Raw genomic sequence first — 25,743 nt, forward strand, 5'->3', positions numbered from 1 at the left:
ATGACCCAAGTGCTGGACAAGCCGGTCGAACTGAAGGCACCCGCTTCCCCCGCCGAGCACACGGCCCGGCGCAGGGCGGTCCTGGAGTGGATCGCGATCCACTCCCTCGGCGTGGCGGCCGCCCTGTTCTTCACGCTCCCCTTCGTGTTCGTGTTCCTGACCTCGCTGATGAGCGACAGCCAGGCGCTCAGCCGGGACCTGATCCCGCACACGTGGGAGTGGGGCAACTACCGGAAGGTCTTCGACACGCCGGGCTTCCTGACCTGGTGGAAGAACACACTGATCTACGCCGGCCTCGGCACCGTCCTGACCGTCGTGTCGTCGATCCCGGTGGCGTACGCGCTGGCGAAGTTCCGCTTTCCGGGGCGCAACCTGTCGCTCATGCTGGTGATCTCGATGATGATGCTGCCCCCGCAGGTGATCATCATCCCCATGTACCTGTTCTGGGCGAAGCAACTGGATTTGTCCGGGACGCTGTGGCCGCTGATCATCCCGATGGCGTTCGGCGACGCGTTCTCCATCTTCCTGCTGCGGCAGTTCCTGATGACGATCCCGAACGAGTACTTGGACGCGGCGAGGGTCGACGGCTGCGGCGACCTGCGCACGCTCCTGAAGGTCGTCCTGCCCATGGCGAAGCCGGGCATCGCGGCCGTCGCCCTCTTCCAGTTCTTTTACGCCTGGAACGACTACTTCGGCCCCCAGATCTACGCCTCGGAGAACCCGGGCGCCTGGACCCTGAGTTACGGCCTGGAGTCGTTCAAGGGCGCGCACCACACCGACTGGAACCTCACCATGGCCGCCACCGTGCTGGTGATGGCCCCCGTGATCCTCGTGTTCTTCTTCGCCCAGAAGGCGTTCGTCGAGGGTGTCACGCTCACCGGAGTAAAGGGTTGAAGGCATGCTCTGTTTCCCCGGGGGACAACCCCCGGACCCCGGCCGACAAAAACCGCTCCCGGTGCTTGAAAGCGAGGAATCTGCAGTGAAACTCACCGTGGTCGGCGGCGGCTCGACCTACACCCCCGAACTCGTCGACGGCTTCGCCCGGCTCAGGGACACATTCCCCATCGAGGAACTGGTGCTCGTCGACCCGGCGACCGACCGCCTGGAGCTGGTGGGCGGCCTGGCCCGCCGCATCTTCGCCCGCCAGGGCCACGACGGCCGGATCGTGACGACCACCGACCTGGACGCGGCCGTGGAGGGCGCCGACGCGGTCCTGCTCCAGCTCCGCGTCGGCGGCCAGGCCGCCCGCCGGCAGGACGAGACCTGGCCCCTCGACTGCGGCTGCGTCGGCCAGGAGACGACGGGCGCGGGCGGCCTGGCCAAGGCCCTGCGCACGGTCCCCGTGGTCCTGGACATCGCCGAACGGGTCCGCCGTACGAACCCCCACGCCTGGATCATCGACTTCACCAACCCGGTCGGGATCGTCACCCGCGCCCTGCTCCAGGCCGGTCACAAGGCGGTCGGCCTGTGCAACGTGGCGATCGGCTTCCAGCGGAAATTCGCCGGGATGCTCGGCCTCGCACCGCAGGACGTCCACCTGGACCACGTGGGCCTCAACCACCTCACCTGGGAGACCGGGGTGCGCCTGGGCGGCCCCGAGGGCGAGAACGTCCTGCCCAAGCTGCTGGCCGAACACGGCGACACGATCGCCGACGACCTGCACCTGCCCCGCCCGCTCCTCGACCGCCTGGGTGTGGTCCCGTCGTACTACCTGCGCTACTACTACGCGCACGACGAGGTCGTGGAGGAACTGCGCAGGAAACCGTCCAGGGCAGCCGAAGTCGCGGCGATGGAACGCGAATTGCTGACGATGTACGGCGACCCGACCCTCGACGAGAAACCGCCCCTGCTCGCCAAGCGCGGCGGCGCCTACTACTCGGAGGCGGCGGTGGACCTGGCCGCGGCCCTGCTGGGCGGAGGCGGCAGCCCGTACCAGGTGGTGAACGCCCACAACAAGGGAACCCTCCCCTTCCTCCCGGACGACGCGGTGATCGAGGTACAGGCGGCGGTGGGACCGAAGGGGCCGACTCCTCTCCCCGTCCCGCCCGTGGACCCGCTGTACGCGGGCCTCATGGCGAACGTCACGGCGTACGAGGACCTGGCCCTGGAGGCGGCGCTGCGCGGCGGCCGGGACCGCGTCTTCCGCGCCCTGCTCGCCCACCCCCTGATCGGGCAGTACGCCTACGCCGACACCCTCACCGACCAGCTGATCGCGCACAACCGGGAGCACCTCGCGTGGGCCTGACCGCAAGCGTCGTCGCCATCGACGCGGGCAACAGCAAGACCGACGTGGCGGTCGTGGCGGCCGACGGCAGCGTCCTCGCCACGGCCCGCGGCGCCGGCTTCCGGCCGCCGGCCGTGGGCGTCGAGACAGCCGTGGGCGCACTGGCGGAAACGGTCGAGCGGGCCTACGCGGCGGCCGGAGTCACGTCGGTGGCCCACGTCTCGGCCTGCCTGGCCAACGCCGACCTCCCCGTCGAGGAGGAACAGTTGGCGGCCGCGTTGCACGCGCGCGCATGGGGCTCGACGGTGGAGGTCCGCAACGACACGTTCGCGATCCTGCGCGCGGGCGTGGCCGAACCCCGTGGCGTCGCGGTGGTCTGCGGCGCCGGCATCAACTGCGTCGGCATGCGCCCCGACGGCCGCACCGCCCGCTTCCCGGCCCTCGGCCGCATCTCCGGCGACTGGGGCGGCGGCTGGGGCCTGGTGGAGGAGGCCCTGTGGCACGCGGCCCGCGCGGAGGACGGCCGCGGCGCCCCCACGACGCTGGCGGGCACGCTCCCCGCCCACTTCGGCCTCGACTCCATGTACGCCCTCATCGAGGCCCTGCACCTGGAACACGTCGAACACCACCGCCGCCACGAGCTGACTCCCGTTCTGTTCGCCACGGCAGCCGACGGCGACGCGGTCGCCCGCGCGATCGTCCACCGCCTGGCAGAGGAGGTGGTGGTGATGGCGACAATCGCCCTGACCCGCCTGGACCTCTTGGACGAGGAGACCCCTGTCCTCCTGGGCGGAGGCGTCCTGGCCGCGCAGCATCCGCAGTTGGACGACCGCATCCGGGAACTGCTGTCGGAGCGCGCGCCGAAGGCGGTACCGCAGGTGGTCAGGGCGCGTCCGGTGCTGGGCGCGGCGCTGCTGGGGCTGGACCGTGTGGGAGCGCCGGCGGAGGTGCAGGAGAGGGTGCGGGCGTACTTCGAATCCTGAGCGCCGGTTTGGTGGCTGCCCGGCGCTGCGGTTGCCGCCACGTGGGTCGCGCAGCCCGGTGCCGGCGGGTTGCCTTCCCCCGAGCTCTTCGAGCAGGGGACCCCCACCCCGTGCCGCCCTGGAGACTTCCAGCACCCCCCGTGCCGCCCTGGAAGACCCCCAGCACCCCCCGTGCCGCCCTGGAGACCCCCGGGGCGGCACGGCACTTGGGAGAGGCGCACCTGCCCGCGGCTCGACGACGGCGGGAGCGGGACGTGCCGTCCGACCCAGGTCACCCACCCGGCCGAGGGAACCGAACCGATTCCCCCGGCGTATTCATGGGCAAGGGGTGGTGCGGGGCGTTGCGTTGTGCGCCGTAGGGCGACTGCGCTGCAATCCGATCAAGATCCAGTGAAGGCCGGTGCGGATGTCAGTCCCGGCAGCGATACTTGACTTGCGGCGACGGATGACCACGGGGGAGGTCAACAGTGACACACCCGCCGAAGAGCAGCACGGCACCACCGGGATCCGGCCTGCCCACCATGCCGGCCGTACCACCACAACCCGGACCCGGGCAGCCCCCTGTCCCCGTCCCGCCGTCCCCCGCCACGGCCCCCGCGCCCCCGCGCCGCACCGCGTTCGCCGAGGGCGTCGACCGCCTGCGCGCCGCCGCCACCACCGAACCCGGCCGGCTGCGCATCATCGGCGCCGTCCTCGCCCTCCTCGTCGTCGCCTTCGGCGCCGTCACCGCCTGGCAGACAACGAACCGCGCCACCGCCGCCGACGACGTGCTGCACAGCAGCCAGCCCCTCAGCTTTGACGCCGCGGACATCTACCGCTCCCTCGCCGACGCCAACACGATGGCGACCAGCGGCTATCTGGCAGGCCTTCAGGAGACGAGAGCCACCCGCGAGCGCTACGAGTCCGACGTCCGCACCGCGGCAGCCAAGCTCGTCACCGCCGCCGCCAACTCGGACCCGGGCTCCCCCTCCGCCGCCACCATCACCAAGCTCAACGAGCTCCTGCCCCGCTACAAGGGCCTGGTCGAGTCGGCCCGCGCCAACAACCGCCAGGGCTTCCCGGTCGGCGGCGCCTACCTGCGCGCCGCCAACGACACGATGCAGAAACAGATGCTCCCGGCGGCCGAGGACCTCTACCAGAAGGAGAACCATCGCCTGCGCGCCGACTACGCGGACGCGACCCCGTACCCCTGGGCCGCGATCGCCCTCGGCGTCCTCGCCCTCGCCGCCCTGGCGTGGGCCCAGCGGCGCAACTACCGGCGCACGAACCGGGTGCTGAACCACGGCCTGGTCGCCGCCACCGCCAGCACCACCGTGGTCCTGCTGTGGCTGGTCATCGGCCACAGCGTCGCCCGCGCGGGCCTCAACGGCTCCTACGCCCACGGCGTCCGCTCGCTGAACGTGCTGCACGACGCCCGCATCGCCTCCCTCAAGGCCCGCAGCGACGAGAACCTGACCCTGGTCAGCCGCGGCGCGGAGACCAAGACGCTGAAGGACGGCACGGTCATGGACGCCTACGACTGGGCGTACGACCAGGAGATCGACGCGCTGGGCAGGAGGCTCGCCGACGCCGACCACCTCGCCGACGACACGGCGGGCAGGAAGCCCGTGCAGGTCGCGAACCAGTCGATGAAGGTCTGGAAGTCCCGGCACAAGCTGGCCCGCCAGGCCAACGACTCGGGCGACTACCAGAAGGCGCGCGACCGGGTCATCGGCACCACCGCCAAGGACGCGTCGACGGGCGAGTGCTTCGACAACGTCGACACCTCCCTGGCGTCGGCGCTCACCCACGAGACCGACGAGTTCAAGAAGGCTGCAGGCAACGGCCGGGACGCGATGACCGGCCTGCCCGTCGGCTCCGCGGCGCTCGCGGCCCTCGGCGCGGCCGGCGCCGTGCTGGGCATCGGGCGCAGGCTGTCGGAGTACCGGTGAAAGGGGGCGTGACGATGCGGGCACGACGTCTGCGGGCCGGCCTGAAGGGCTGGGGCGGTGTGGGGGCGATGGCGGTCGTCTGCGCCCTGGCGGTGACGTTCGTCCTGCTGCTGCCGCTCATCCGGTCGCACGGCGACGGCGGTTCGGCCGGCGGACGGCGGACGGCCCAGGCCCTGCAGGCCAAGGCCGAGCAGTGCAAGAACCCGCAGGACCAGAGCCTGTCCCCGTCGGGCGCCGAGGGCGACACGATCAGGGCCATCAGGGCTCGCGGCTATCTGTCGGTGGGCGTCGACCAGAACAGCTACCGCTGGGGCTACCGCAACCCCAACAACTCCTCCGGCGAGCTGGAGGGTTTCGACATCGACCTCGTTCACCGCATCGCCCATGACATCCTGGGCAACGAGAACAAGGTCCAGTTCAGGGCCATCCCCACCAACGAGCGCATCCCCGCGATCAAGAGCGGCCGCGTCGACATGGTGGTCCGCACCATGACGATCACCTGCGACCGCCTGACGCAGGTCGCCTTCTCCGCCCCCTACTTCCTGACCGGCCAGCAGGTCCTGGCGCCGAAGACGTCGGCGATCACGGGATACGACCGGACGCTCGCCGGCCGGAAGATCTGCTCGGCGAAGGGCTCCACGGCGTACGACCAGCTGTCCGCGGACAGGAAGACCGGCAAGCTCCCCGCCTCCACCGACATCTCCACCACCGTCCCCAACCAGCTGGACTGCCTGGTGCGGCTGCAACTCGGCGAGGTGGACGCGGTGGTGACCGACGGCGCGCTCGCCGCCAGCCAGGCCGCGCAGGACCCGACGGTGGCGCTGAAGGGCGGCACCTTCACCCAGGAGTACTACGGCGTGGCGATGAAGCGCGGCGCCGACGATCTGGTACGCCAGGTCAACCGAATACTGGAGAACTACCGCAAGGACGGGGGATGGAAGACGTCGTACGACAAGTGGCTGTCCCCGACGCTGGGTAAGGACTCGGAGTCGGCGACCCCGCCGGCGGCGAACTACAAGTGACCCGCCACCGACCGACGTACGACTGACGGAACACAGCAGCGAGAGGTGATCGATGGGCGTCACGGACCCCGCCGGGCCGGTGATGGACCGGGACGAGGTGGACCGTGCGCTGGCGCGGCTCGGCGCGGAGCACGAGGCGATCGAGACCTCGCTCCTCGCCCTGCAGGACCACGCGGGCCGCAGACTCCTCGAGGGCGCCGAGCTCACCGGCCTCACCAAGGAACGCTGGACCGCCACAGAGGCGTCGATCACGCTGCTGTGGGCGTACTTCGACGCGTACACGGACGCCCTGCGCACCGCCCGGGAGATCCGCGCCCGCCGCCGCTGGTCCAGCAGGGAGGACCTGGTGGAGCTGACCGAGCTGCTGCGCGGCGAGTCCGTCACGGTCGCAGGCGCGGCGACGGCGGTCGCCACGGCCAACGCGCCGACGCTGCACGGCGGTTCCGGCAGGCTCAGCGAGCGGTTCTCGCTGGCGGCGCTGGTGGACCGGATGAACGAGCTGTACGCGAGCTCGCTGGACATGGTCGTCGCCGCCGACGCCGTATGGTCGGCGCTGCCCGCCCGCATCGATTTACTGGCCGCGGAGCTCCAGCGCACCCGCCGGCTTGCGCACTCGGTCGGCGTCCGGCCCGGCGAGCACCCGGCGGGCGACGACCTGGAGCGCATCACGCGCACGCTGACGAAGCTGCGCGAGCAGGTGATCTCCGACCCGCTCGCCTTCTGGATCCCGGCGCAGGGGAGTTCGGCGCCGGGCGGCGGCAAGCCGGACACCACGCTCTACGACCGTGAGGCGCAGGCCCTGGAGGAGGTGCGCCGGGAGATCGACGCCGTGCTCGGCGTCCGGCAGGACGCCGAGCAGCGGCTGATCAAGCTGCGGGACGTGCTCTCCCGCGCGGACCGCACGCTCGCCGAGGCGCGCACCGCACGCGGTGAGGTCCTCGCGAAGATCGCCGCCACGGAAGTGCCGGTCGTCAGCGGCCCGCCGACCGCGCTGCAGGAGCAGCTGGCGACGGCCGCCGAGTACCGCAGACAGGCCCAGTGGCACCGACTGTCGCCGCTCCTGGAGTCGTTGGAGCAGAAGGCGGAGGACGAACTGATGCGGGCCCGCGAGTCGTTGACCGCGGTCACCGCGCCACTGGCGGTCCGCGCCGAGCTGCGCGGCCGCCTCGACGCGTACAAGGCGAAGGTCGCCCGGCACGGCCTGGCGGAGGACCCGCTGCTGGTCGAGCGGTACGACACGGCACGCCGCATGCTGTGGAGCGCGCCCTGCGACCTGCGCGTCGCCGAACAGGCCGTGCTGCGCTACCAGCAGGCGGCCGCCGAACTGCTCGGCACCTCGCGCGTGCCGAGGCAGGGCGGGCCCGAGGACCGGAGGGGGGAGTCTTCATGAGTCAGGCAGGGCAGAACTGTCAGCGGCCCGGCTGCGGGGGGACCTACGAGGACGTGGGCGGCGGCGAGCTGTACTGCGACACGTGCGGTCTCGCTCCGGTGGTGTCGGCATCGGGGTCTCCCCTGCTCGAGCGCGGTCGAGAGCTCGGGGAAGGCATGGTGGGCTCGCCGCCCACCGGCGTCACCGGCGGCGGCCGGGGCTCGCGCGGCTCGGCGGGCAGCGGCAGTTCCCGCAGCGCCCGGAGTTCGCGTACGTCCTCACAGTCGTCGAAGTCGCGCCGCTCGGTGTCGGGACGGCTCTCGCGCTCCCTGTCGGGCCGGTCCAGCAGCCGTTCGGTGTCGGTGCGCAGCTCCGGTTCCACCGCCGGGTCGTCCGGCCGCAGCCGGCTAGGTGCCGGTCTGGTGCAGGTGCCACAGGTGCCGCGGCCCGACCCGCGCTCGATGGTGCTGGAGAACCCCGAGGTGCCGGAGCGGAAGCGGTTCTGCTCGCGCTCCGACTGCGGGGCGCCGGTCGGGCGCGCCCGCGGCGACCGGCCGGGCCGTACGGAGGGCTTCTGCACCAAGTGCGGCCACCCGTACTCGTTCGTGCCGAAGCTGAAGGCCGGCGACATCGTGCACGGCCAGTACGAGGTCGTGGGCTGCCTGGCGCACGGCGGCCTGGGCTGGATCTACCTCGCCGTGGACCGCGCGGTCTCCGACCGCTGGGTGGTGCTCAAGGGCCTGCTCGACACCGGCGACCAGGACGCCATGGCGGCCGCGATCTCCGAGCGGCGCTTCCTCGCGGAGATCGAGCACGCCAACATCGTGCGGATCTACAACTTCGTCGAGCACCTCGACCAGCGCACCGGCTCCCTCGACGGCTACATCGTCATGGAGTACGTCGGCGGCAAGTCGCTGAAGGAGATCGCCAACTCCCGCCGCACACCGGACGGCAAGCGCGACCCGCTGCCGGTGGAGCAGGCCTGCGCGTACGGCATCGAGGCCCTGGAGGCCCTCGGCCACCTGCACAGCCGCAACCTGCTGTACTGCGACTTCAAGGTCGACAACGCGATCCAGACCGAGGACCAGCTCAAGCTGATCGACATGGGCGCGGTGCGCCGGATGGACGACGACGAGTCGGCCATCTACGGCACGGTCGGCTACCAGGCGCCGGAGGTCGCGGAGGTCGGCCCGTCGGTGGCGAGCGACCTGTACACCGTCGGCCGTACGCTCGCCGTCCTCACCTTCGACTTCCAGGGCTACACGAACGTCTTCGTGGACTCCCTGCCCGACCCCGACAACATCGAGGTCTTCCGCCAGTACGAGTCCTTCTACCGGCTCCTGGTCCGCGCCACCGACCCCGATCCGGCCCGCCGGTTCGCCTCCGCGCAGGAGATGTCGGAGCAGCTGACGGGCGTGCTGCGGGAGGTCGTCTCCCTGCAGACGGGACGCGCGCGGCCGGCCCTGTCGACGCTGTTCGGTCCCGAACTCAAGGTGATGGACACGGAGTTGTTCCCGAAGCTGGACGGGGACGTGTCACGCCTGGGAGCGCGGGTGGTGCGGGCGAGGAAGCAGGGCCACCTCTCCGCGCCCGTTCCCTCCCACTCCCCCGCTCTTTCTGCGGGCACCGCAGGTGCCGAGCGGCCGGGCGGCGCAGCCGCCAACGCCCTGGGCAACGGAACCCCGAGCACCCTGAGCATTCCGAGCACTTCCAGCGTCGTCAGGCCCGTCAACACGCCGGCCGCGGCGCTCGCCCTGCCCGTTCCGCACGTCGATCCCTCCGACCCCAACGCGGCCTTCCTCGCCGGCCTGTTGACGTCCGCGCCCGGCGAGCTGATCAACGCGCTCGCGGCGGCACCGGCGCAGTCTGCCGAGACCCGGCTGCGCCAGGTCCGCGCCCGGCTGGAGACCGGCGAGTCGGCCACCGCGCTCGAGACCCTGCGCAAGCTGGAGGAGCAGGACCCCGACGACTGGCGGGTGGTCTGGTACCGCGGCGTCGCCTCCCTCGTCACCGGCGACCACGAGGAGGCGGCCCTCGCCTTCGACGCGATCTACGACGCCTTCCCCGGCGAGGTCGCGCCGAAGCTGGCGCTCGGCCTGTGCGCGGAGGTGCTCGGCCAGCTCGACAACGCCGCCGAGTACTACCGCCTGGTGTGGTCCACCGACCCGAGCTATGTGAGCGCCGGGTTCGGCCTGGCCCGCGTCCAGCTCGCCACCGGCGACCGGCGCGGGGCCGTACGGACCCTGGAGTCGGTTCCGGAGTCCTCCATCCACTACACGGCCGCACGCGTGGCGGCCGTCAGAGCACGGCTGCGTCAACGCACGGCGGTCGCCTCCGACGCACCGTTCCTGGAGGACCTGACCGCCGCTGCCGGGCAGGTCGAGGCGCTGGAGGCGTACGGTCTGGACCCGGCGCGGCGCGAGCAGTTGTCGGCGGAAGTCCTCGGCTGCGCGCTGGACTGGATACTCTCCGGTGGCCAGGCCTCCGACCCGGCCGCCCGGCGGGTGCTGCTCGGCAGCGACCTGGACGAGCGGGGACTCCGCTTCGGCCTGGAGCGTTCGTACCGCACGCTGGCCCGGCTGGCGCCCGGCGGTGAGGAGAGGATCGACCTGGTGGAACGTGCCAACCGTTACCGCCCCCGGACGTGGGTGTAGTTGATGTCGCAGATGCACCAGTTGTCCGCCTGCCCGAGCTGTGCGGAGCCGCTCGAGTCGGGTGACCGTTTCTGTGGCGCGTGCGGATACGACCTGTCCGCGGCCGCCGCCCCGCCGGACGACACGCCCACGCTCACCATCGACAACGGCTCGGTGCCGCACCAGGCCGCGCCTCCCGAGGGCGCCGAGGGTGCCGAGGGCGCCGTCTGGCCGGTCGTGTCCCAGCCGGACGGCTCCGACGCCCCGGCGCGGCTGTATCTGCCGACGGACCTCCAGGGCACGGACTCGGGCGGCGCCCCGCTGTCGTCGGACCTGCCGCACCCGCCGCAGCCCGCGCCGCCGCCGCTCACCGGCTCCCCGGTGTCCCCTGCCTCGGGCGTGCGGTTCGACCGCCCGCCGGAGCCCGAGGAGTACCCGCTCCAGGCGCCGGACCCGCGCGTGGCCGCCGACGTCACCACCGCGGCCGAGGGCGCGACCAAGGGCGCCCCGGTGTGCGTGGCCTGCCGGGCGGGCCGCGTGGACAGCGACGGCTACTGCGAGAACTGCGGACACGCCCAGCCGCGGGAACGCGACCACATGGAGCAGGAGGCGGGCCCGGTGGCCGCGGTCAGCGACCGGGGCCTGCGCCACCACCGCAACGAGGACGCCTTCGCCGTCGGCTGCACCGCGCTGCCCGACGGTTCGCCCGTGACCATCGCGATCGTCTGCGACGGCGTGTCCTCGGCGACCCGCCCCGACGACGCCTCACTGGCCGCCTCCCGGACGGCGAGCGAGTGTCTGCTGGCCGCGCTGCCCAGCGGCGCACACCCGCAGCAGGCCATGCACGACGCCATCGTCGCCGCGGCGCACGCGGTCAACTCGCTGGCCGAGGAGCCCGCTTCGGCGCGTGAGCACACCCCGCACCAGAACGCGCCCGCCTGCACGCTGGTCGGCGCGGTGGTCACCTCCAGCCTGCTGGTCGTCGGCTGGGTCGGCGACAGCCGCGCCTACTGGGTCCCGGTGGATCGCAGTTCGCCCCCGGCCCGGCTCACCGAGGACGACTCGTGGGCCGCGCAGATGGTCGCCGCGGGCCTGATGAGCGAGGCGGAGGCGTACGCCGACGAGCGCGCCCACGCGATCACCGGCTGGCTCGGCGCGGACGCCTACGAACTGGAGCCGCACACCGCTTCCTTCAAGCCCGACCGGCCGGGTGTAGTGGTGGTGTGCACGGACGGTCTGTGGAACTACGCCGAGACGGCCGAGGAGATGGCCGAGGCCCTCCCCCTCGACGCCGCCGTGCGGCCCCTGCACAGCGCCCGGGTGCTCGTCGGCCACGCCCTGGACGGCGGGGGCCACGACAACGTAACAGTGGCCGTCGTGCCGTTCCCGGCCCCGCCGCAAAGGGCAGGATCGGCCTGAGGCCGTGCGCCGGGGCACACGACGGGAAGCCCCGGCGGGCACCTCGCACGGGGAAGCCCCAACGGACCGGAGGGGACTGGTCCGGTTCACAGCCGTCATCCCCGCCCGCGGGGGTTCTGAGGGGGATCTGAGAAGGCATGGCCAATTTCTCGAAGTCGAACGTGCCGCAGTTCTCGATGGACGTGTACCAGAACGAGTACCTGCCGGAGGGCGGCCGCGAGGTCAACGCGATCGTCACGGTGACCGCGACCGGCGGCGGCACGATCGGGGGCGCGGTCGCGGCGCCCCACCTGTACGCGCCCGGCGGGGGCCCGTCCGCGGCGGTGGCGCTCATGGTCGACTGCTCGGGCTCGATGGACTACCCGCCGACCAAGATGCGCAACGCTCGGGACGCCACGGCCGCCGCGATCGACACCCTGCGCGACGGCGTGCACTTCGCGGTGATCGGCGGCACCCACGTGGCCAAGGAGGTCTACCCGGGCGGCGGCCGCCTGGCGGTGGCCGACGCCACCACGCGCGAGCAGGCCAAGCAGGCGCTGCGCAAGCTGAGCGCGGGTGGCGGCACGGCCATCGGCACCTGGCTGCGGCTGGCGGACCGGCTGCTGTCCTCGGCGGACGTCGCCATCCGCCACGGCATCCTGCTCACCGACGGCCGCAACGAGCACGAGTCGCCGCAGGACCTCAAGGCCTCGCTCGACGCGTGCGCCGGACGCTTCACCTGTGACGCCCGCGGCGTGGGCACCGACTGGGAAGTGAAAGAAGTCACAGGGATCGCCTCCGCGCTGCTCGGCACCGCCGACATCGTCGCCGACCCGGCGGGCCTGGCCGCCGACTTCACGCAGATGATGGAGACGGCGATGGGCAAGGAGGTCGCGGACGTCGCCCTCAGGGTGTGGACGCCGGTCGGCACGGCCATCAAGTTCGTCAAGCAGGTCGCGCCCACCGTCGAGGAGTTGACCGACCGCCGCACCGAGGCGGGCCCGCGCACCGGGGACTACCCCACCGGGTCCTGGGGAGACGAGTCCCGTGACTACCACCTCTGTGTCGAGGTGCCCTCGGCCAACATCGGCCAGGAGATGCTCGCCGCCCGGGTCTCCCTGGTCGTGCCCCAGCCTGGGGGCCCCTCCCGCTCGAGCGGAGCCGAGAGTGGGGGAGGAACGGCCCAGAACCTCGGCGCCCAGGGCCTGGTGAGGGCCGTGTGGACCGACGACATGACCGCCTCCACCTCCATCAACCCCCAGGTCGCCCACTACACCGGCCAGGCCGAACTGGCACAGGCCATCCAACAGGGGCTCGATCTACGCAAAGCGGGAGACTTCGATGGAGCAACGGCCAAACTGGGCCGAGCGGTTCAGCTCGCCAGCGCCTCGGGAAACGCGGATACTGCGAAACTGCTTGCGAAGGTGGTGGACGTGGTCGACGCCGCGGCAGGTACTGTGCGACTGAAGGCGAAGGTCGAGGAGGCCGACGAGATGACTCTCGAGACACGGTCCACAAAGACTGTTCGTGTAAAGAAGTGACGTAGAGAGACACTGACAAACAGCGAGCCTGACCCCTTGGGGTTGGAGAAATCCGGTCGAAGCGGCCGGAAAAGGAGAGGGGGAAGCGCCGACATGCCGACCTGCCCGAACGGACACCAGTCGGGTTCCGACGACTGGTGCGAGGTCTGCGGTCACCGCATGGCCGGTGCCGTACCTCCACCTCCCCCGCCGCCTCCCCCGGCCGGCGGCTACGGCTTCCCGCCGGCGCCGGGCCCGGGCGGCCAGTCCGCCGGTCGCGGGCACCTGTCCGCCGGACCGGACCCGGAGCCGGAGCTCTGCCCGCAGTGCCGCACGCCCCGCGAGGGCGGCGCGCCGTTCTGCGAGGAGTGCCGGTGGAACTTCCTGACGAACACGGCGACCTCGTACACCCCGCCGGCGCCCGGCCCGGCCGCCCGCTTCCAGCAGCCGCCCGGCCCCTCCTACGGCGGCGGCGACTCGTACGAGTACCAGAGCTCCCGGCCCTCGCAGGTGAACCGGCCCGCCGAGCCGATCCCGCCGGGCCCGCCCTTCAGTGGCGAGCCCTCGGGCCGCACCGGGGCGCCGGGGCCCTCCGGCTTCGGCGGGAACCCCGGACCGTCCGGACCGCCCGGCTTCGGCTCCGACCCGTCGCGGCCCGTTCCGCCGCCGCCCGGGCCGACCCCGCCCACCGGTCCCGGTGCGACGGGGGGCGCCCCGCAGGCGTTCCAGCAGTCCGGCCCGCCGGCTCCGCCCGCGTTCCCGCAGGAGACGGGCCGGCCGCAGCCGGGCGGCCCGCCCTTCGGCGGTGGCGACGACTGGGTGCTCTCCCCGCCGTCGTCCACGGGACCGTCCGGCCCGACCGGACCCGGCGGCCCCGGTGCCGGTCAGGGCAGCGGCTACGGCTACCCGCAGCCCGGCTCCACCCAGGCCCCGCCCGGCCCCGCCTTCCCGCAGCAGCATCAGCAGCCGGCGACCTGGACGGCGACCATCGGTCCGGACCGTGAGTACTTCATGGCGATGATGCAGCGCTCCGGCCCCGAGGCCGCGGGCCTGAACCTGCCCGCGTACTCGCCCGAGCAGCAGCGCACGCTGACCGGCAACCAGGTCACCATCGGCCGCCGCCGCCAGTCCACCGGCGACACCCCCGACATCGACCTGTCGGTGCCGCCGGAGGACCCGGGCGTCTCGCACCAGCACGCGGTGCTGGTCCAGCAGCCCGACGGCGGCTGGGCGATCGTCGACCAGAACTCGACCAACGGCACGACGGTCAACGGCTCCGAGGAGCCGATCCAGCCCTTCGTTCCGGTGCCGCTGCAGGACGGCGACCGGGTGCACGTGGGCGCGTGGACAACGATCACCATCCGGCGCAGCCAGGGCGCCTGACCGGCGCCGGAAGGACTCGCGGGCCCGGCAGCGCTCCACGGGCCGGATGCACTGGCTATTAGGGCCTGTCCGACTATGCGCGTCGGATCAGCCCGCGGCGTCTGGTGCCGTGCATCGCAAGGCGGAGGGTCGCCCGCGTACTGGGCGTACGCGGGCGTGCCCGACAACGCAGCGAGGTGCGGTACCAGGCGTCGCGGGCCCGGCGGGAATTGTGAGGTCCTAGCCCGGGAGGGGCCAGGCGTGCGGCCCCTGCGGGTCGTCCAGCCACGCCCACTCGCGCTCGTCGCTCACCGTGATCCCGTACCGCTCCCGCTGCGGCCGACCCTCGCGCTCCCACAGGGCGTACGCCTCCTGCGCGTCGAGGCGGCCGCGGGTCAACGCCAGCAGGAAGCGGAACAGTTCGTCCTCCCGGGCCCGGCGCGGCAACCCGCCCGGCTGCGGGGCATGAACCTCGGGCCAGCTCACGCCGCGCAGCGGCACGAAGTAGGCGGACGTGTCCAGGAAGTGTCCCTCGGCGTGCGCGGCGTCCCGCACGGTCAGCGCGACCAGGCCCGTGGCGATCGGCGTCAGGATCCGGGCGCCGGGCGTGCACTGGGCGAGCCAGGCGCGGGGGATCGACGGCAGTGCGCAGGTGGCGATGATCCGGTCGAAGGGAGCGCGTTCGGGCACTCCGCGGGCACCGTCGCCGGTGACGACGACCGGGTGGTACCCGGCGGCGGCCAGGTGCTGCCGCGCCGACTCGGTGATCTCCGGCTCCAGGTCGACGGTGGTGACGAGGTCCTCGTCGCCGAGCCGGTGGGCGAGCAGGGCCGCGTTGTAGCCGGTGCCGGCGCCGATCTCCAGGACCCGGTTGCCGTCCTCCACCCGCAGCTCGGCCAGCATCTTCGCCATGAGCGAGGGCTGGCTGCTGGAGGAGACCAGCTCGCCGTCGCGCAGCCGGGTGGCCAGCGGGGCGTCGGCGTACGCACCCCGCAGCCAGCGCTCCCGCGCCTCCGGTTCCGGGCTCTCGCCCCACCGGCGCTCGTAGCCGCCCTCCCCCGAGCTCTCGGCTCCGCTCGAGCAGGGAGAACCCCCACCGGCGACGTAGTAGTACGGCACGAAGAGATGCCGCGGCACCGCCTCGAACGCCTCCCGCCACCCCGGGTCGGACGCCCAGGCCCCGCTCGCGTCGATCTCGCGCACCAGTGCCGCCCGCGCCGCGGCGGCGAGGTTCTCCAGCTCCTTGTCGACAGCGTGCGCGCCCATGGGTCCACTGTGCTGCGGGACTCGGTCCGAGGCGAGTACCGACTCCGCCGATCCGGATTCGACCGGTCGGATCCGGTGGTTCTGAGCCCTGGGCGGTCCCCGGGGTCGGGCGGCTCGGTCAGTCCCGCTCGCTGTCGTCCGGCCGGACGGCGATGTGGTCCGGCTCCAGTTCCAGCGCCACGCGGTCACGCATGCCGAGGGCCCGGGTGTACTCGGCGGGGAGCTGGAGGCGGCCGGCGCGGTCGAGCATGGCGTACTCGCGGCTCACCACCCTCTCGTCGCCGGTCGCCGCGTCGACCTCGCTGCGGCGCAGGAGCTCCGTTGAGGTGCGGCCGTCGCGGATGGCGACCGTGCGGCGCCTCGGGGTCGGGCAGCGCCGCCGGCAGCGGGACGGTCGCCTCGACGCGGGCGTCGGCGCCGACGGCGAGCAGCGCCGCGTGGTCGCGGGCCCCGGCCACGCCCGCCAGGACGGAGCCGCCGAAGGCCGCAGTGGTGACCGCGGTCAGCAGCGCCAGCAGGGCAGCGCAGCCGAGACGGACGTACGGCCGGCGCGGGCCAGGGACAGGTGGCCCACCGCGCCGCGCAGCCGGACGGCCGGGCGCGCCAGCCAGCGCAACGGCGACGGGTACAGGCGGACCAGCACCAAGGCCGCGATCACCCCCACCAACACCGGTGCCAGCGACACCAGTTGGTCTCCGGACGAGCCGGCGGCTCCGGAAGCGCCCGACGGGGCCGGGGCAGCCGACGCCCCCGACACACCCCTGCGCTGCAACGCCTCCACCGCCCCCGCCGCGAGCACCAGCAGCGTGAGCTCCGCGAACCGTGCGGCGCCGGGAGGGACGTACCGACACCGCGTCCTCGCGTGGGCCGTGGACGCGCACGGTGCGGTGCGTGGCCGCCGCGCGCAGGGGCAGCGCGGCCCAGGCGACGGCCGTGACCGACGCGGCCGCCGCGATCGCCAGGGAGCGGCGGCCCTGCGGGACGGCGAGCAGCGCCGCCGCGAGGCCGAGCGCGCCCGCGGGGACGGCGACCACCGCCGTCTCGGCGAGCAGCCGACCGGCGAGGCCGCGCAGGGAGACGCCGCGGGCGCGCAGCAGGGCGAGTTCGGCGCGGCGGCGGTTGGCGGCGAGGCCGCCGGCCATCAGCAGGACGACGGCGGCGACCGTCGCGGTGCCGAAGGCGGCAACCGTCGCGGTGCCGAAGGCGGCAACCGTCGCGGTGCCGAAGGCGGCGACCGTCGCGGTGCCGAAGGCGGCAACCGTCGCGGTGCCGAAGGCGGCGACCGTCGCGGTGCCGAAGGCGGCGACGGCGACCAGCGGGCCGATGCCGGAGCGGAGGCGGCTGTAGGCGGTGAGCACGTCGTCGAGGCCGGTGTCCGCCTCCGTGCCCGGATCGGTGACCGTGCGGACCTGGCGCAGACCCGGCCCGGACTCCAGGGCGGCGACCGCGGACTTCAGGCGGCCCAGGTCGTGGGCGTGGAGGGTGCGGGGGTCGGGGGCCACCTGCCAGTAGCGCCAGGGGTTTCCGGCCGTGCCCAGCAGGGCGGGGGCCGCCTCGGGCGGAAGAAGCAGGGCGCCGAGCCAGTACGTCTGCGGATCGGGGTCCGTCGAGGGCAGGCGCACCAGGGACGGGGTGCGCAGCAGGGGCGCGGTGGACCAGTAGGCGCCGCCGGGATCGCGCGGGGTGACGATGGCGGTGACGCGGACGATGAGCGGGGGGGGCGGCCCACGCCGGGTACGTGGATCACCGAACCCGCCTTGATGTGCAGGCTCCTGGCCGTCTCGGCGCTCACGGCGGCCTCCACGCCGGCGGTCGCCGCGGTCACCCGGCCGGTCGCCCGCGGCAGACGGCCCGTGCGCACCGACGCATGGGCGGCCAGCCCGTTCTGCGCGACGAGGGCCACGTGCGCGGGCAGCCCGCTGGGCCTCGGGATCCAACGGTCGGGCACCGCGAGGTCGGTGGCGGTCCGCACCCCGTACGACGACTGGGCGAGGTCGGCGGCCAGTGGGCGTTCGACGGCGCCGAGGACCTCGGCGTACTGCCGGCGCAGGGTCTTTGGGAGCAGCGCCTGCTCCCGTTGCCGCTGCGGGAGTTGGAGGCCGGGGGGCGGGGCGAACAGCCCGACGGTGGTCCGGTCGGGGTGTGCCCGCGCCACCGCCCCGACCAGGCCGGCGTCCTCGTACCGGTCGAGCGCGCGCGGGAACGCGGCGGCCAGGCAGGCGGTCAGCGCGACCAGCACCGCCAGGGCGGCCGCGGCACCGGGCGCGGTGCGCAGCCGGACGCGGATCCAGGGGACGACGGGGTACACGACGACGGGCTCCACGACGACGGGGTGCACGACGACGGGGTGCACGACGGCGGGCTTCACGACGGCGGGCTTCACGACGGCGGGCTTCACGACGACGGGCTTCAGCTCACTCACCTCCCCCGTCCCGCAGGGACGTCGCCGGGTCGGCTCGGCGCAGGGTCAGCGCCGCCGTGACGGCGAGCGGTGCGACGGCGACGGCCGCGAGCAGGACGGCCACGCGGGCGGCCGGCAGTTCGACGAGCATCCTCGGCACCGGTTTCCTGGCCTGCGCGGTCAGGACGATCAGCGGGATCACGGCTCGGGTCAGCACGGCTCCCAGGGCCACGCCCACCACCAGCGCCAAGGTCGCCAGCACCCTTTGCTCGGCGGCGATCATGCGGGCGAGTTGGCGGCGCGGGGCGCCGAGGGCGCGCAGTACGGCGAACTCGGCGCCCCGCGCCCGCAGCGCCCCGGCCGCGCTCACCGCGAAGCCGACCGCGGCCAGCGCCGCCACCACGGCCGCTGCAGTGAAGGCGGCCGCGGGCCCGACGCCGAACGGGTCGTCGCGCAACTGCGCGGCGATCTCGTCCCGCACCACGACCTGCGCCGGATCGACATCGGGCAGGGACCGTACGGCCGCGGCCACCTGCGCCGCGTCGCCCTGAGCCGTCCGCAGCCACCACTCGGTGGGCACGACGCTCTCGCCGTGGCGCACCTCCAGCACGCGGTTCACCGACCGCAGATCGGCCACCAGGGCCCCGCCGTCGCGGGCCGTCCCGTCCCCCGCCCCGGCCGTGGTCGGCAGGGCCCGCACCGACCGTACGATCCGCACGGGGAGGTTCCGTCCGCCGAACGTCACGTCCACGCGCTGCCCGGAACGCGCTCCCGTGGACGCCAGGAACCCGTCGGTCGCCACGGCCGTGATCTCCGGCGGCGCGGGCTGCGCGACCTGCAGCGCGTAGCCCGCGAGCAGCGCCAGTTGGAGCGCGGCGATCAGGAGGGTCGACCGGGAGACGAGCAGCGAGCGGTCGATGCAGTCCAGGACGTCGGGCAGCGAGGTCGTGACGACGGGTGTGCTTCCCGGCGCGACCGCCTTCCGCAGTGACGCGGCGCCGTCCCGGACCGCCGTGCGCAGCGCGCCGATCCGCGCGGTCGTCAGCGCCGAGAAGTCCGCCGACGCCTGCCACGCCGACGGCCCCGCGCTCACCTGCCGGCCGGTGAGGACGCCGGGGTCGGCGAGGAGGGGACCGTACGTGGTGAAGCCGACCTTCCGGATTCCGCGGCCGCCCAGGTCGTCCAGCTGCCAGTACGGTGCGCCGGCCTGAGCGGGCCGGTACAGCCCGGTGATCCACACGTGGACCTTCGGGCCGCCGAGCCGGTCGGCGAGGGTGAGCCGGGCGCCGGGCCGCAGGCCGAGGCGCCGGGCGGCGGTCTGGGGCAGCGCCACCTCGAGGTCCCCCACCGTCCGGCGCGGGAGGCGCCCGGCGACGATCCGCACCTGTGTGTGGTCCAGCGCCGCGAAGTGCGTCAGGTCCGGGTCCCCGACGGGGGTGTCCCCTGCTCGAGCGGAGCCGGGAGCTTGGGGGAGTTCGGCCGGCGGTTGCAGCGAGCGGGGCAGGGCGTACGGGCCCGACCGCACCAGGGTCCGCACGGTCACCGGCAGCCCGTCGAAGGCCGCGCGGGCCCTGTTCCGTACGGCGATGTCGGCGGCCGCGCGCCGGGCGGGCGGCACATCGGCCTTGACGACCAGGGTGGCGTCGGCCGCGTTGCGGGTGTCCCGCAGGGAGTGGCGCAGCGCCGAGTCGCCGATCGCACCGGAGTAGGCGGCGAGGGTCGCCAGCACGGCCGTGGTCAACAGGACCGTGAGCAGGGCGGCGGCCAGGAGCAGACGATGCGCCCGCGCACGTAACAGGACGAATCCCGCGAACCCCGCCACCCAGCCCCCGCCGTTGTCCAGGCCTTCGGGCGATGTTGTCAGAGACGACGGGTCGCGGGTAAGCGCTTGTGGACCGAGCTTGACCGGATTGTGACCGGAATCCGGCGCCGTACGACCGGAATCCGGGACTCAGGGCAGGGGAGCACTCAGTCGGGGGTGTTCACCATCGAAGCGGCCGCGTACGTCAGGTAGTTCCACAGCGTCTGCTCGTGCTCCTCGGACAGGCCGAGCTCCTCGACGGCGACCCGCATGTGCTTCAGCCAGGCGTCGTGCGCCGCCCGGTCGACCGTGAAGGGCGCGTGACGCATCCGCAGGCGCGGGTGGCCGCGGCGCTCGCTGTACGTCGACGGGCCGCCCCAGTACTGGATCAGGAACAGCGTGAGGCGCTCCTCGGCCGGACCGAGGTCCTCCTCGGGGTACATGGGCCGCAGGACGGGGTCCTCGGCGACTCCTTCGTAGAAACGGTGGACCAGCCGGCGGAAGGTCTCCTCCCCGCCGACCTGCTCGTAGAAGGTCTGCTTCTGAAGCGTGCCGCGCCGAATCTCTTTCACCCGTCCATCGTCTCAGACCGCCGGACGGAGGACATAGACGATCCGTCGGCACGAGAACCGAGGGGTGATTCACCTCACAGGGCGGCAGAAAGGGAACCATGACTCCCTCGGCCGCGCAGAACGCCACCGAGGCAGCAACCGGTCACCGACCAGCCACACCGACCGGCTCGCCGCCGAGCCGGACCACGGCCCGGGGATCAGCGCACGCTCACGCCCAGCGCCCCGAGCCCCGCCCGCCGTACGGCGATCGACCCGAACGGCGTCCGCAGCCGGAGCCACGCCCCCGACGAGAACAGCCCCAGGCCCCCCTCGCCCGAGGCCGGCGAGGACCGCAGGAACCCCAGGGACTGCGCCGCGTGCACGGCCCGCACCGGCAACCGCGTCTCCCCGACCGTCCGGGACCAGATCTCCCGCCCGATCCGGTCGAGCTCGGCGCGCGTGCGCTGTTCGGGGGCCAACTCCTGCGTCCGTGAGCGGAATTCGGCGACGGCGACGGCCACCATGGCGCGCAGGGAGTCCGCCGCAGGCAGCCCCGGCTCCGGCCGCCAGCCACCGCGCGGCGGGAGCACACCCGCCCACGGCGGCCCGGTCACCGCCGCCGGAACGGCGGCCGTGACCGCCGACTCGTCCACCGACTCCAGGAGTTCACCCGCGGAGACGGTCACGTCGAGGGTGACGTCGAGCCCGTTCTCGTACGGCTTGGCGAGCCGCACCGCGCGCACGGCCAGCACCTCGAAGGACGCCGGCCGCCCGAACACCGCGAGTGCCGTGCCCGCCGCCTGCAGGCGCACCGCGGCGGAACGGTCGTAGTGGAGCAGCCGGGAGAGGAAGGCCGCGAGGTCCGCCGCCTCCGTCTCGTCGGCGAGGTGGAGTACCGTCATGCGGCGACGGCCTCCTCCTCGCCGTCGGCGTCCTCCAGATACTCCTGGAGGAACTCGCGCTCCTCCGCGGTGATCCGGCGCGGCCGCTGCGCCTCGAAGTCGAACGGCACGATCACCGTGGAGGCCCGCACGTAGACCTGGTCGCCGTCCTTGACCTCGTAGCCGAGGGTGAAGGACGCCGCCTTGATCTCCGTGACCCACAGCTCGATGTCCACCGGCTCGTGCCGGTGGACGAGCTGCCGCTTGTAGTCGATCTCGTGGCGCGCCACCACGGACCCCTGCTTGAAGTCCTTGTCCGGGCGGAACAGGAAGTCGATACGGGCCTCCTCCAGGTAGCGGAGGAAGACCACGTTGTTGACGTGGCCGTACGCGTCCATGTCCGCCCAGCGCAAGGGGCAGCGGTAGATGTGGCGCAAGATCAGCCCCGGGTCAGCTTCTTGTAGGTGGCGCGGTGCGGACGGGCCGCGTCCGGGCCGAGCCGCTCGATCTTGTTCTTCTCGTACGACTCGAAGTTGCCCTCGAACCAGAACCACTTGGAGTCGCCCTCGTAGGCGAGGATGTGCGTCGCCACGCGGTCGAGGAACCACCGGTCGTGGGAGACGACCACGGCGCAGCCCGGGAACTCGAGAAGAGCGTTCTCGAGCGAGGACAGGGTCTCCACGTCCAGGTCGTTGGTCGGCTCGTCGAGGAGCAGCAGGTTGCCGCCCTGCTTCAGGGTGAGTGCGAGGTTGAGGCGGTTGCGCTCACCGCCGGAGAGGACACCGGCAGGCTTCTGCTGGTCCGGACCCTTGAAGCCGAACGCGGAGACGTACGCCCGCGACGGCATCTCGACCTGCCCGACGTTGATGTAGTCGAGCCCGTCGGACACGACCTCCCACAGCGTCTTCTTCGGGTCGATGTTCTCGCGGCCCTGGTCGACGTAGGAGATCTTGACGGTGTCGCCGACCTTGATCGTGCCGGAGTCCGGCTGCTCGATGCCCTGGATCATCTTGAACAGGGTGGTCTTGCCGGCGCCGTTCGGGCCGATGACGCCGACGATGCCGTTGCGGGGCAGGCTGAAGCTGAGGTCGTCGACGAGGACCTTGTCACCGAAGGCCTTGCTGAGGTTCTCGACCTCGACCACAACGTTGCCCAGGCGCGGCCCCGGCGGGATCTGGATCTCCTCGAAGTCCAGCTTCCGCATCTTCTCGGCCTCGGCGGCCATCTCCTCGTAGCGGGCCAGACGCGCCTTGGACTTGGCCTGACGCCCCTTGGCGTTGGAGCGCACCCAGTCCAGCTCTTCCTTCAGCCGCTTCTGCCGCTTGGCGTCCTTCTGGCCCTCGACCTTGAGGCGGGCGGCCTTGGTCTCCAGGTAGGTGGAGTAGTTGCCCTGGTAGGGGTAGGCGCGGCCGCGGTCGAGCTCGAGGATCCACTCGGCGACGTTGTCCAGGAAGTACCGGTCGTGGGTGATGGCCACGACGGTGCCCTCGTACTTGGCCAGGTGCTGCTCCAGCCAGCTCACCGACTCGGCGTCGAGGTGGTTGGTGGGCTCGTCGAGGAGCAGCAGGTCGGGCTGCTCGAGGAGCAGCTTGCACAGCGCGACACGACGGCGCTCACCACCGGAGAGGTTGGTGACGGGCCAGTCGCCGGGCGGGCAGCCGAGGGCGTCCATGGCCTGCTCGAGCTGGGCGTCGAGGTCCCAGGCGCCCGCGTGGTCGAGCTCCTCCTGGAGCTTGCCCATCTCCTCCAGCAGCGCGTCCGAGTAGTCGGTCGCCATCTGCTCGGCGATCTCGTTGAACCGGTCGAGCTTGCCCTTGATCTCGGCGACACCCTCCTGGACGTTCTCCAGGACCGTCTTCTCCTCGTTCAGCGGGGGCTCCTGCAGCAGGATGCCGACGCTGTATCCGGGCGACAGGAAGGCGTCACCGTTCGACGGCTGCTCGAGACCGGCCATGATCTTCAGGACGGTCGACTTACCGGCACCGTTCGGGCCGACGACGCCGATCTTCGCACCCGGAAGGAAGTTCAGGGTGACGTCGTCGAGGATCACCTTGTCGCCGTGCGCCTTGCGCGCCTTGCGCATGGTGTAAATGAACTCAGCCAAGAGAAACCGTCCGGCAGCTTGAAATCTGGCAGTGGGCAGATGCACCCCATCTTGCCGTACCGCCACCCTTGGGCGGAAACCCGTCTGGTCGAGGGCCTCTGACCTGGGGTTTTGCTGCTGGCGGCTGCAGCTCGACTGTCACTGTCGGTCGCCGTTGGTCGGCCTCGGGCCTCGGACGGCCCAGGGACGGCCCAGCGCTCTGCTGCTGACCGGGCCTGGCTCCTACCCAGAGTCACCCAACGAATGGATCACCCGACCCTGGAGTCTTTTGCCTCCAGTACGCAAGTCCGGCGAGCCGATCACGCCGTCTAAAGAAGCCCTCTGAAACGTGCCCTGAACAGGCCAAAAGGCCCAGACCCTGATCGGTCTGGGTCTTTGTGCTGGTCGGGCTGAACCTATGGCCTCTTCCTTATCGGGCGTTGGACTGCCCCAGCAGGCCACTCCATAACAGGCAATTCAGGACCCGGTGCCGCGCGCTGTAGGTGCTCGCAGTCGCGAATTCGGGTCCCTAATGCCGTCAGTGTTGCCGTCAGCACGCAGCGCCACGGGGATGCCCAGGAGCGCACGACCGCGTGCGCCGCGCATTGCACTGTCGCAATCTGGACACATGACCGATCGGTGCGACGAAAGGTGACCCATGAAGTTCACAGTCATCGGCGGTACTGGCCTGATCGGGTCGCAGGTCGTGAAGAAGTTGAACGCGGCCGGACACGAAGCCGTGCCGCACTCGATGTCCACAGGTGTCGACGTGATCACAGGGAAGGGCCTGACGGAGGCGGTGGCCGACGCCGACGTCATCGTCAACCTGACGAATTCCCCGACCTTCGACGACGCTTCCCCGGCGTTCTTCCAGACCTCGATGGACAACCTCCTGGCCGCCGGCCATAGGGGCGGGGTGGGGCACGTCGTCATCCTCTCGATCGTCGGGGCGGACCAGGTGGCCGACCTCGTCTACTACCGGGCCAAGGCCCTGCAGGAAGACATCCTCAAGGCCGGGCCGATCCCCTACTCAATCGTCCGCGCCACGCAGTTCATGGAGTTCATCGACGCGGTCCTGTCCTGGACCACCGAGGGCGACACCGTCCGCCTGCCCACCACCCCGCTCCAGCCGATCGCTGCCCAGGACGTCTCCGACACCGTCGCCGAAGTCGCCGCCGGTACCCCTTTGAACGGCACCCTCAACATCGCCGGGCCCGACGTCCTCCCCCTCGACGAGCTCGGCCGGATCACCCTGAACGCCCATCCCGACGGCCGCACGGTCGTCGCCGACGACACCGCCGGCATGTTCGCCGCCGTCCACGGCGACGCCCTCACCGCCAAGGGCGACGCCCGCATCGCCCCCACCCACTACACCGACTGGCTCTCCTGACCCAGCCAGCCCACCAGTGGAGGCCTCGCCATGTCGAACAATGAGCCGGCGGCAGGCAGCGCCGAGAGCCAACCACGCTCTGAAGCATGGAAGACGGCGCTCACCGAGCTGCAGTCGGTGAAACCGCCGTTCATTCCGGAGGGGGCAGAGGCGACGACGGTCCTCATCGAGTTCCCTCCCGGCGACCCCGGCACCCCTCCGCACCGGCATTCAGGACCCGCTTTCGGCTACATGCTGGAGGGGGAGATGCTCTTCGAGCTGGAAGGCGAGCCGGAGCGGGTGATCAGGGCCGGGGAGACGTTCTGGGAGCCGGGCGGCGATGTCATCCACTACCAGGACGGGAACAACCGGACGGACTCCTGGAGCCGCTTCCTCGTCACCATGATGTGTGCGCCGGGTCAGCCCATGCTCACCCTGGTCGACGACGAAGAGCTGGCCCAGCGTCAACACCTGCGAGCTCCCCGCCCAGGCACCTGATCCGCCACTGATGCCGGATCTGAACGTCAAACGTTCCGGACCATGATCGAGCCGGGGCGTTTTGGCTTGTGCCCAGGCAGAATCCGAACCTGCAACACCCGCTTTAGGAGCGAGGTGAAGCGGGTCTGGCTATGACCTGCGGGAACGCCCACATCGGCAGACGTGGGCAAAGCCACCGCCGACCACCGCAGTTCCCCGTGGCTCCCCGCCCGATCTGGCACGGCTGTGGCAGGGGGAACATCTGATCCGTAGCTCTATGTGGATCGGTTGCTGACGGTCCTAGCCTAGGGCCTGTCTTCAGTTGTGATCAACAGGCTTGCGGGAGGCTGCCGATCCAGATGGTCGCTGCGCGGAGAGAGTCCGGCGAGGTAGCTCTCGGGCGTCTTGTCGTAGCGGGTGGCGATGCCGCGCCAGTCCTTCATTCTGTTGATGGCCCGTTCAACCGTGTTGC

Annotated in this window: 18 protein-coding genes and 3 pseudogenes; 12 read left to right on the forward strand and 9 right to left on the reverse strand. The window is 72.2% G+C overall.

Features of this window, described 5'->3' with window-relative positions; translation table 11 throughout:
* From ABZV31_RS31205 to ABZV31_RS31250, 10 genes are all read left to right on the forward strand, one after another.
* A complete protein-coding gene (locus ABZV31_RS31205) occupies positions 1-894 on the forward strand; it encodes a carbohydrate ABC transporter permease (RefSeq protein ID WP_355900246.1) in 894 nt (297 codons plus the stop codon).
* An 85-nt stretch (positions 895-979) separates the two neighbouring features.
* Complete coding sequence (locus ABZV31_RS31210) at positions 980-2,245, forward strand: 6-phospho-beta-glucosidase (RefSeq protein WP_355900247.1); 1,266 nt, start codon at positions 980-982, stop codon at positions 2,243-2,245.
* Positions 2,236-3,207 carry a BadF/BadG/BcrA/BcrD ATPase family protein gene (locus ABZV31_RS31215; protein ID WP_355900248.1) on the forward strand — a complete coding sequence of 324 codons (972 nt, stop codon included), beginning with the start codon at positions 2,236-2,238 and terminating at the stop codon, positions 3,205-3,207. Before ABZV31_RS31210 ends, ABZV31_RS31215 begins: the two co-directional genes overlap by 10 nt.
* A 467-nt stretch (positions 3,208-3,674) precedes the next feature.
* On the forward strand, positions 3,675-5,138 hold the full coding sequence (locus ABZV31_RS31220; RefSeq protein ID WP_355900249.1) for a hypothetical protein: 1,464 nt from the start codon (positions 3,675-3,677) through the stop codon (positions 5,136-5,138).
* A 14-nt stretch (positions 5,139-5,152) separates the two neighbouring features.
* A complete protein-coding gene (locus ABZV31_RS31225; RefSeq protein WP_355900250.1) occupies positions 5,153-6,160 on the forward strand; it encodes a glutamate ABC transporter substrate-binding protein in 1,008 nt (335 codons plus the stop codon).
* Between the two features lie 52 nt (positions 6,161-6,212).
* Positions 6,213-7,550: a hypothetical protein gene (locus tag ABZV31_RS31230; RefSeq protein ID WP_355900251.1), complete on the forward strand. Its 1,338-nt coding sequence runs from the start codon at positions 6,213-6,215 to the stop codon at positions 7,548-7,550.
* Positions 7,547-10,183, forward strand: a complete 2,637-nt coding sequence (locus ABZV31_RS31235) for a tetratricopeptide repeat protein (RefSeq protein WP_355900252.1) — start codon at positions 7,547-7,549, stop codon at positions 10,181-10,183. The genes ABZV31_RS31230 and ABZV31_RS31235 overlap by 4 nt, the downstream gene beginning before the upstream one ends.
* A gap of 3 nt (positions 10,184-10,186) precedes the next feature.
* On the forward strand, positions 10,187-11,581 hold the full coding sequence (locus ABZV31_RS31240; protein WP_355900253.1) for a PP2C family serine/threonine-protein phosphatase: 1,395 nt from the start codon (positions 10,187-10,189) through the stop codon (positions 11,579-11,581).
* 137 nt (positions 11,582-11,718) lie between these two features.
* The gene (locus ABZV31_RS31245; protein WP_355900254.1) at positions 11,719-13,101 is read left to right on the forward strand and encodes a VWA domain-containing protein; all 1,383 of its coding nucleotides are present in this window, start codon (positions 11,719-11,721) and stop codon (positions 13,099-13,101) included.
* Positions 13,102-13,194: 93 nt separating this feature from the next.
* Complete coding sequence (locus tag ABZV31_RS31250; RefSeq protein WP_355900255.1) at positions 13,195-14,463, forward strand: FHA domain-containing protein; 1,269 nt, start codon at positions 13,195-13,197, stop codon at positions 14,461-14,463.
* A 219-nt stretch (positions 14,464-14,682) separates the two neighbouring features.
* Here the strand turns inward: ABZV31_RS31250 and ABZV31_RS31255 are convergent, their stop codons facing one another.
* The 8 genes and pseudogenes from ABZV31_RS31255 to ettA form a co-directional block, all read right to left on the reverse strand.
* Positions 14,683-15,708: a methyltransferase domain-containing protein gene (locus tag ABZV31_RS31255; RefSeq protein ID WP_355900256.1), complete on the reverse strand. Its 1,026-nt coding sequence runs from the start codon at positions 15,706-15,708 to the stop codon at positions 14,683-14,685.
* 118 nt (positions 15,709-15,826) lie between these two features.
* Positions 15,827-16,066, reverse strand: a pseudogene (locus tag ABZV31_RS31260) (ABC transporter ATP-binding protein); the annotation flags it as partial.
* 7 nt (positions 16,067-16,073) lie between these two features.
* A pseudogene (locus tag ABZV31_RS31265) lies at positions 16,074-18,016 on the reverse strand (ABC transporter permease); the annotation flags it as partial.
* Between the two features lie 106 nt (positions 18,017-18,122).
* Entirely contained in the window at positions 18,123-19,931 is a 1,809-nt protein-coding gene (locus ABZV31_RS31270) for an ABC transporter permease (protein WP_355900257.1), read from the reverse strand.
* A gap of 146 nt (positions 19,932-20,077) precedes the next feature.
* Positions 20,078-20,482: a globin gene (locus ABZV31_RS31275; protein WP_355900258.1), complete on the reverse strand. Its 405-nt coding sequence runs from the start codon at positions 20,480-20,482 to the stop codon at positions 20,078-20,080.
* A 197-nt stretch (positions 20,483-20,679) separates the two neighbouring features.
* Entirely contained in the window at positions 20,680-21,363 is a 684-nt protein-coding gene (locus ABZV31_RS31280) for a hypothetical protein (RefSeq protein ID WP_355900259.1), read from the reverse strand.
* Positions 21,360-21,779 (reverse strand): thioesterase family protein, encoded by a 420-nt coding sequence (locus ABZV31_RS31285; RefSeq protein WP_355900260.1) that lies wholly within the window; start codon positions 21,777-21,779, stop codon positions 21,360-21,362. Before ABZV31_RS31285 ends, ABZV31_RS31280 begins: the two co-directional genes overlap by 4 nt.
* A 2-nt stretch (positions 21,780-21,781) precedes the next feature.
* Positions 21,782-23,446, reverse strand: a complete 1,665-nt coding sequence (ettA, locus tag ABZV31_RS31290) for an energy-dependent translational throttle protein EttA (RefSeq protein WP_355900261.1) — start codon at positions 23,444-23,446, stop codon at positions 21,782-21,784.
* Positions 23,447-24,083: 637 nt separating this feature from the next.
* On the opposite strand from ettA, the gene ABZV31_RS31295 reads away from it, so the two are divergent.
* Together ABZV31_RS31295 and ABZV31_RS31300 are read left to right on the forward strand one after the other, a co-directional pair.
* Positions 24,084-24,815, forward strand: a complete 732-nt coding sequence (locus tag ABZV31_RS31295; protein WP_355900262.1) for an NAD(P)H-binding protein — start codon at positions 24,084-24,086, stop codon at positions 24,813-24,815.
* 30 nt (positions 24,816-24,845) lie between these two features.
* The gene (locus ABZV31_RS31300) at positions 24,846-25,292 is read left to right on the forward strand and encodes a cupin domain-containing protein (RefSeq protein ID WP_355900263.1); all 447 of its coding nucleotides are present in this window, start codon (positions 24,846-24,848) and stop codon (positions 25,290-25,292) included.
* Between the two features lie 307 nt (positions 25,293-25,599).
* Here ABZV31_RS31300 and ABZV31_RS31305 read toward each other — a convergent pair.
* Positions 25,600-25,743 (reverse strand): annotated as a pseudogene (locus tag ABZV31_RS31305) (IS5/IS1182 family transposase); the annotation flags it as partial.

This window comes from Streptomyces sp. NPDC005202, from assembly GCF_040608235.1.
In the GTDB taxonomy this organism is placed as follows: domain Bacteria; phylum Actinomycetota; class Actinomycetes; order Streptomycetales; family Streptomycetaceae; genus Streptomyces.

What these genes read in the sequence shown, in the direction of transcription:
- ABZV31_RS31205 (WP_355900246.1), top strand. Translation starts at nt 1, where the DNA reads ATGACCCAAGTGCTGGACAAGCCGGTCGAACTGAAGGCACCCGCTTCC.
- ABZV31_RS31225 (WP_355900250.1), top strand. Translation starts at nt 5,153, where the DNA reads ATGCGGGCACGACGTCTGCGGGCCGGCCTGAAGGGCTGGGGCGGTGTG.
- ABZV31_RS31230 (WP_355900251.1), top strand. Translation starts at nt 6,213, where the DNA reads ATGGGCGTCACGGACCCCGCCGGGCCGGTGATGGACCGGGACGAGGTG.
- ABZV31_RS31235 (WP_355900252.1), top strand. Translation starts at nt 7,547, where the DNA reads ATGAGTCAGGCAGGGCAGAACTGTCAGCGGCCCGGCTGCGGGGGGACC.
- ABZV31_RS31240 (WP_355900253.1), top strand. Translation starts at nt 10,187, where the DNA reads ATGTCGCAGATGCACCAGTTGTCCGCCTGCCCGAGCTGTGCGGAGCCG.
- ABZV31_RS31245 (WP_355900254.1), top strand. Translation starts at nt 11,719, where the DNA reads ATGGCCAATTTCTCGAAGTCGAACGTGCCGCAGTTCTCGATGGACGTG.
- ABZV31_RS31250 (WP_355900255.1), top strand. Translation starts at nt 13,195, where the DNA reads ATGCCGACCTGCCCGAACGGACACCAGTCGGGTTCCGACGACTGGTGC.
- ABZV31_RS31255 (WP_355900256.1), bottom strand. Translation starts at nt 15,708, where the DNA reads ATGGGCGCGCACGCTGTCGACAAGGAGCTGGAGAACCTCGCCGCCGCG.
- ABZV31_RS31280 (WP_355900259.1), bottom strand. Translation starts at nt 21,363, where the DNA reads ATGACGGTACTCCACCTCGCCGACGAGACGGAGGCGGCGGACCTCGCG.
- ABZV31_RS31295 (WP_355900262.1), top strand. Translation starts at nt 24,084, where the DNA reads ATGAAGTTCACAGTCATCGGCGGTACTGGCCTGATCGGGTCGCAGGTC.
- ABZV31_RS31300 (WP_355900263.1), top strand. Translation starts at nt 24,846, where the DNA reads ATGTCGAACAATGAGCCGGCGGCAGGCAGCGCCGAGAGCCAACCACGC.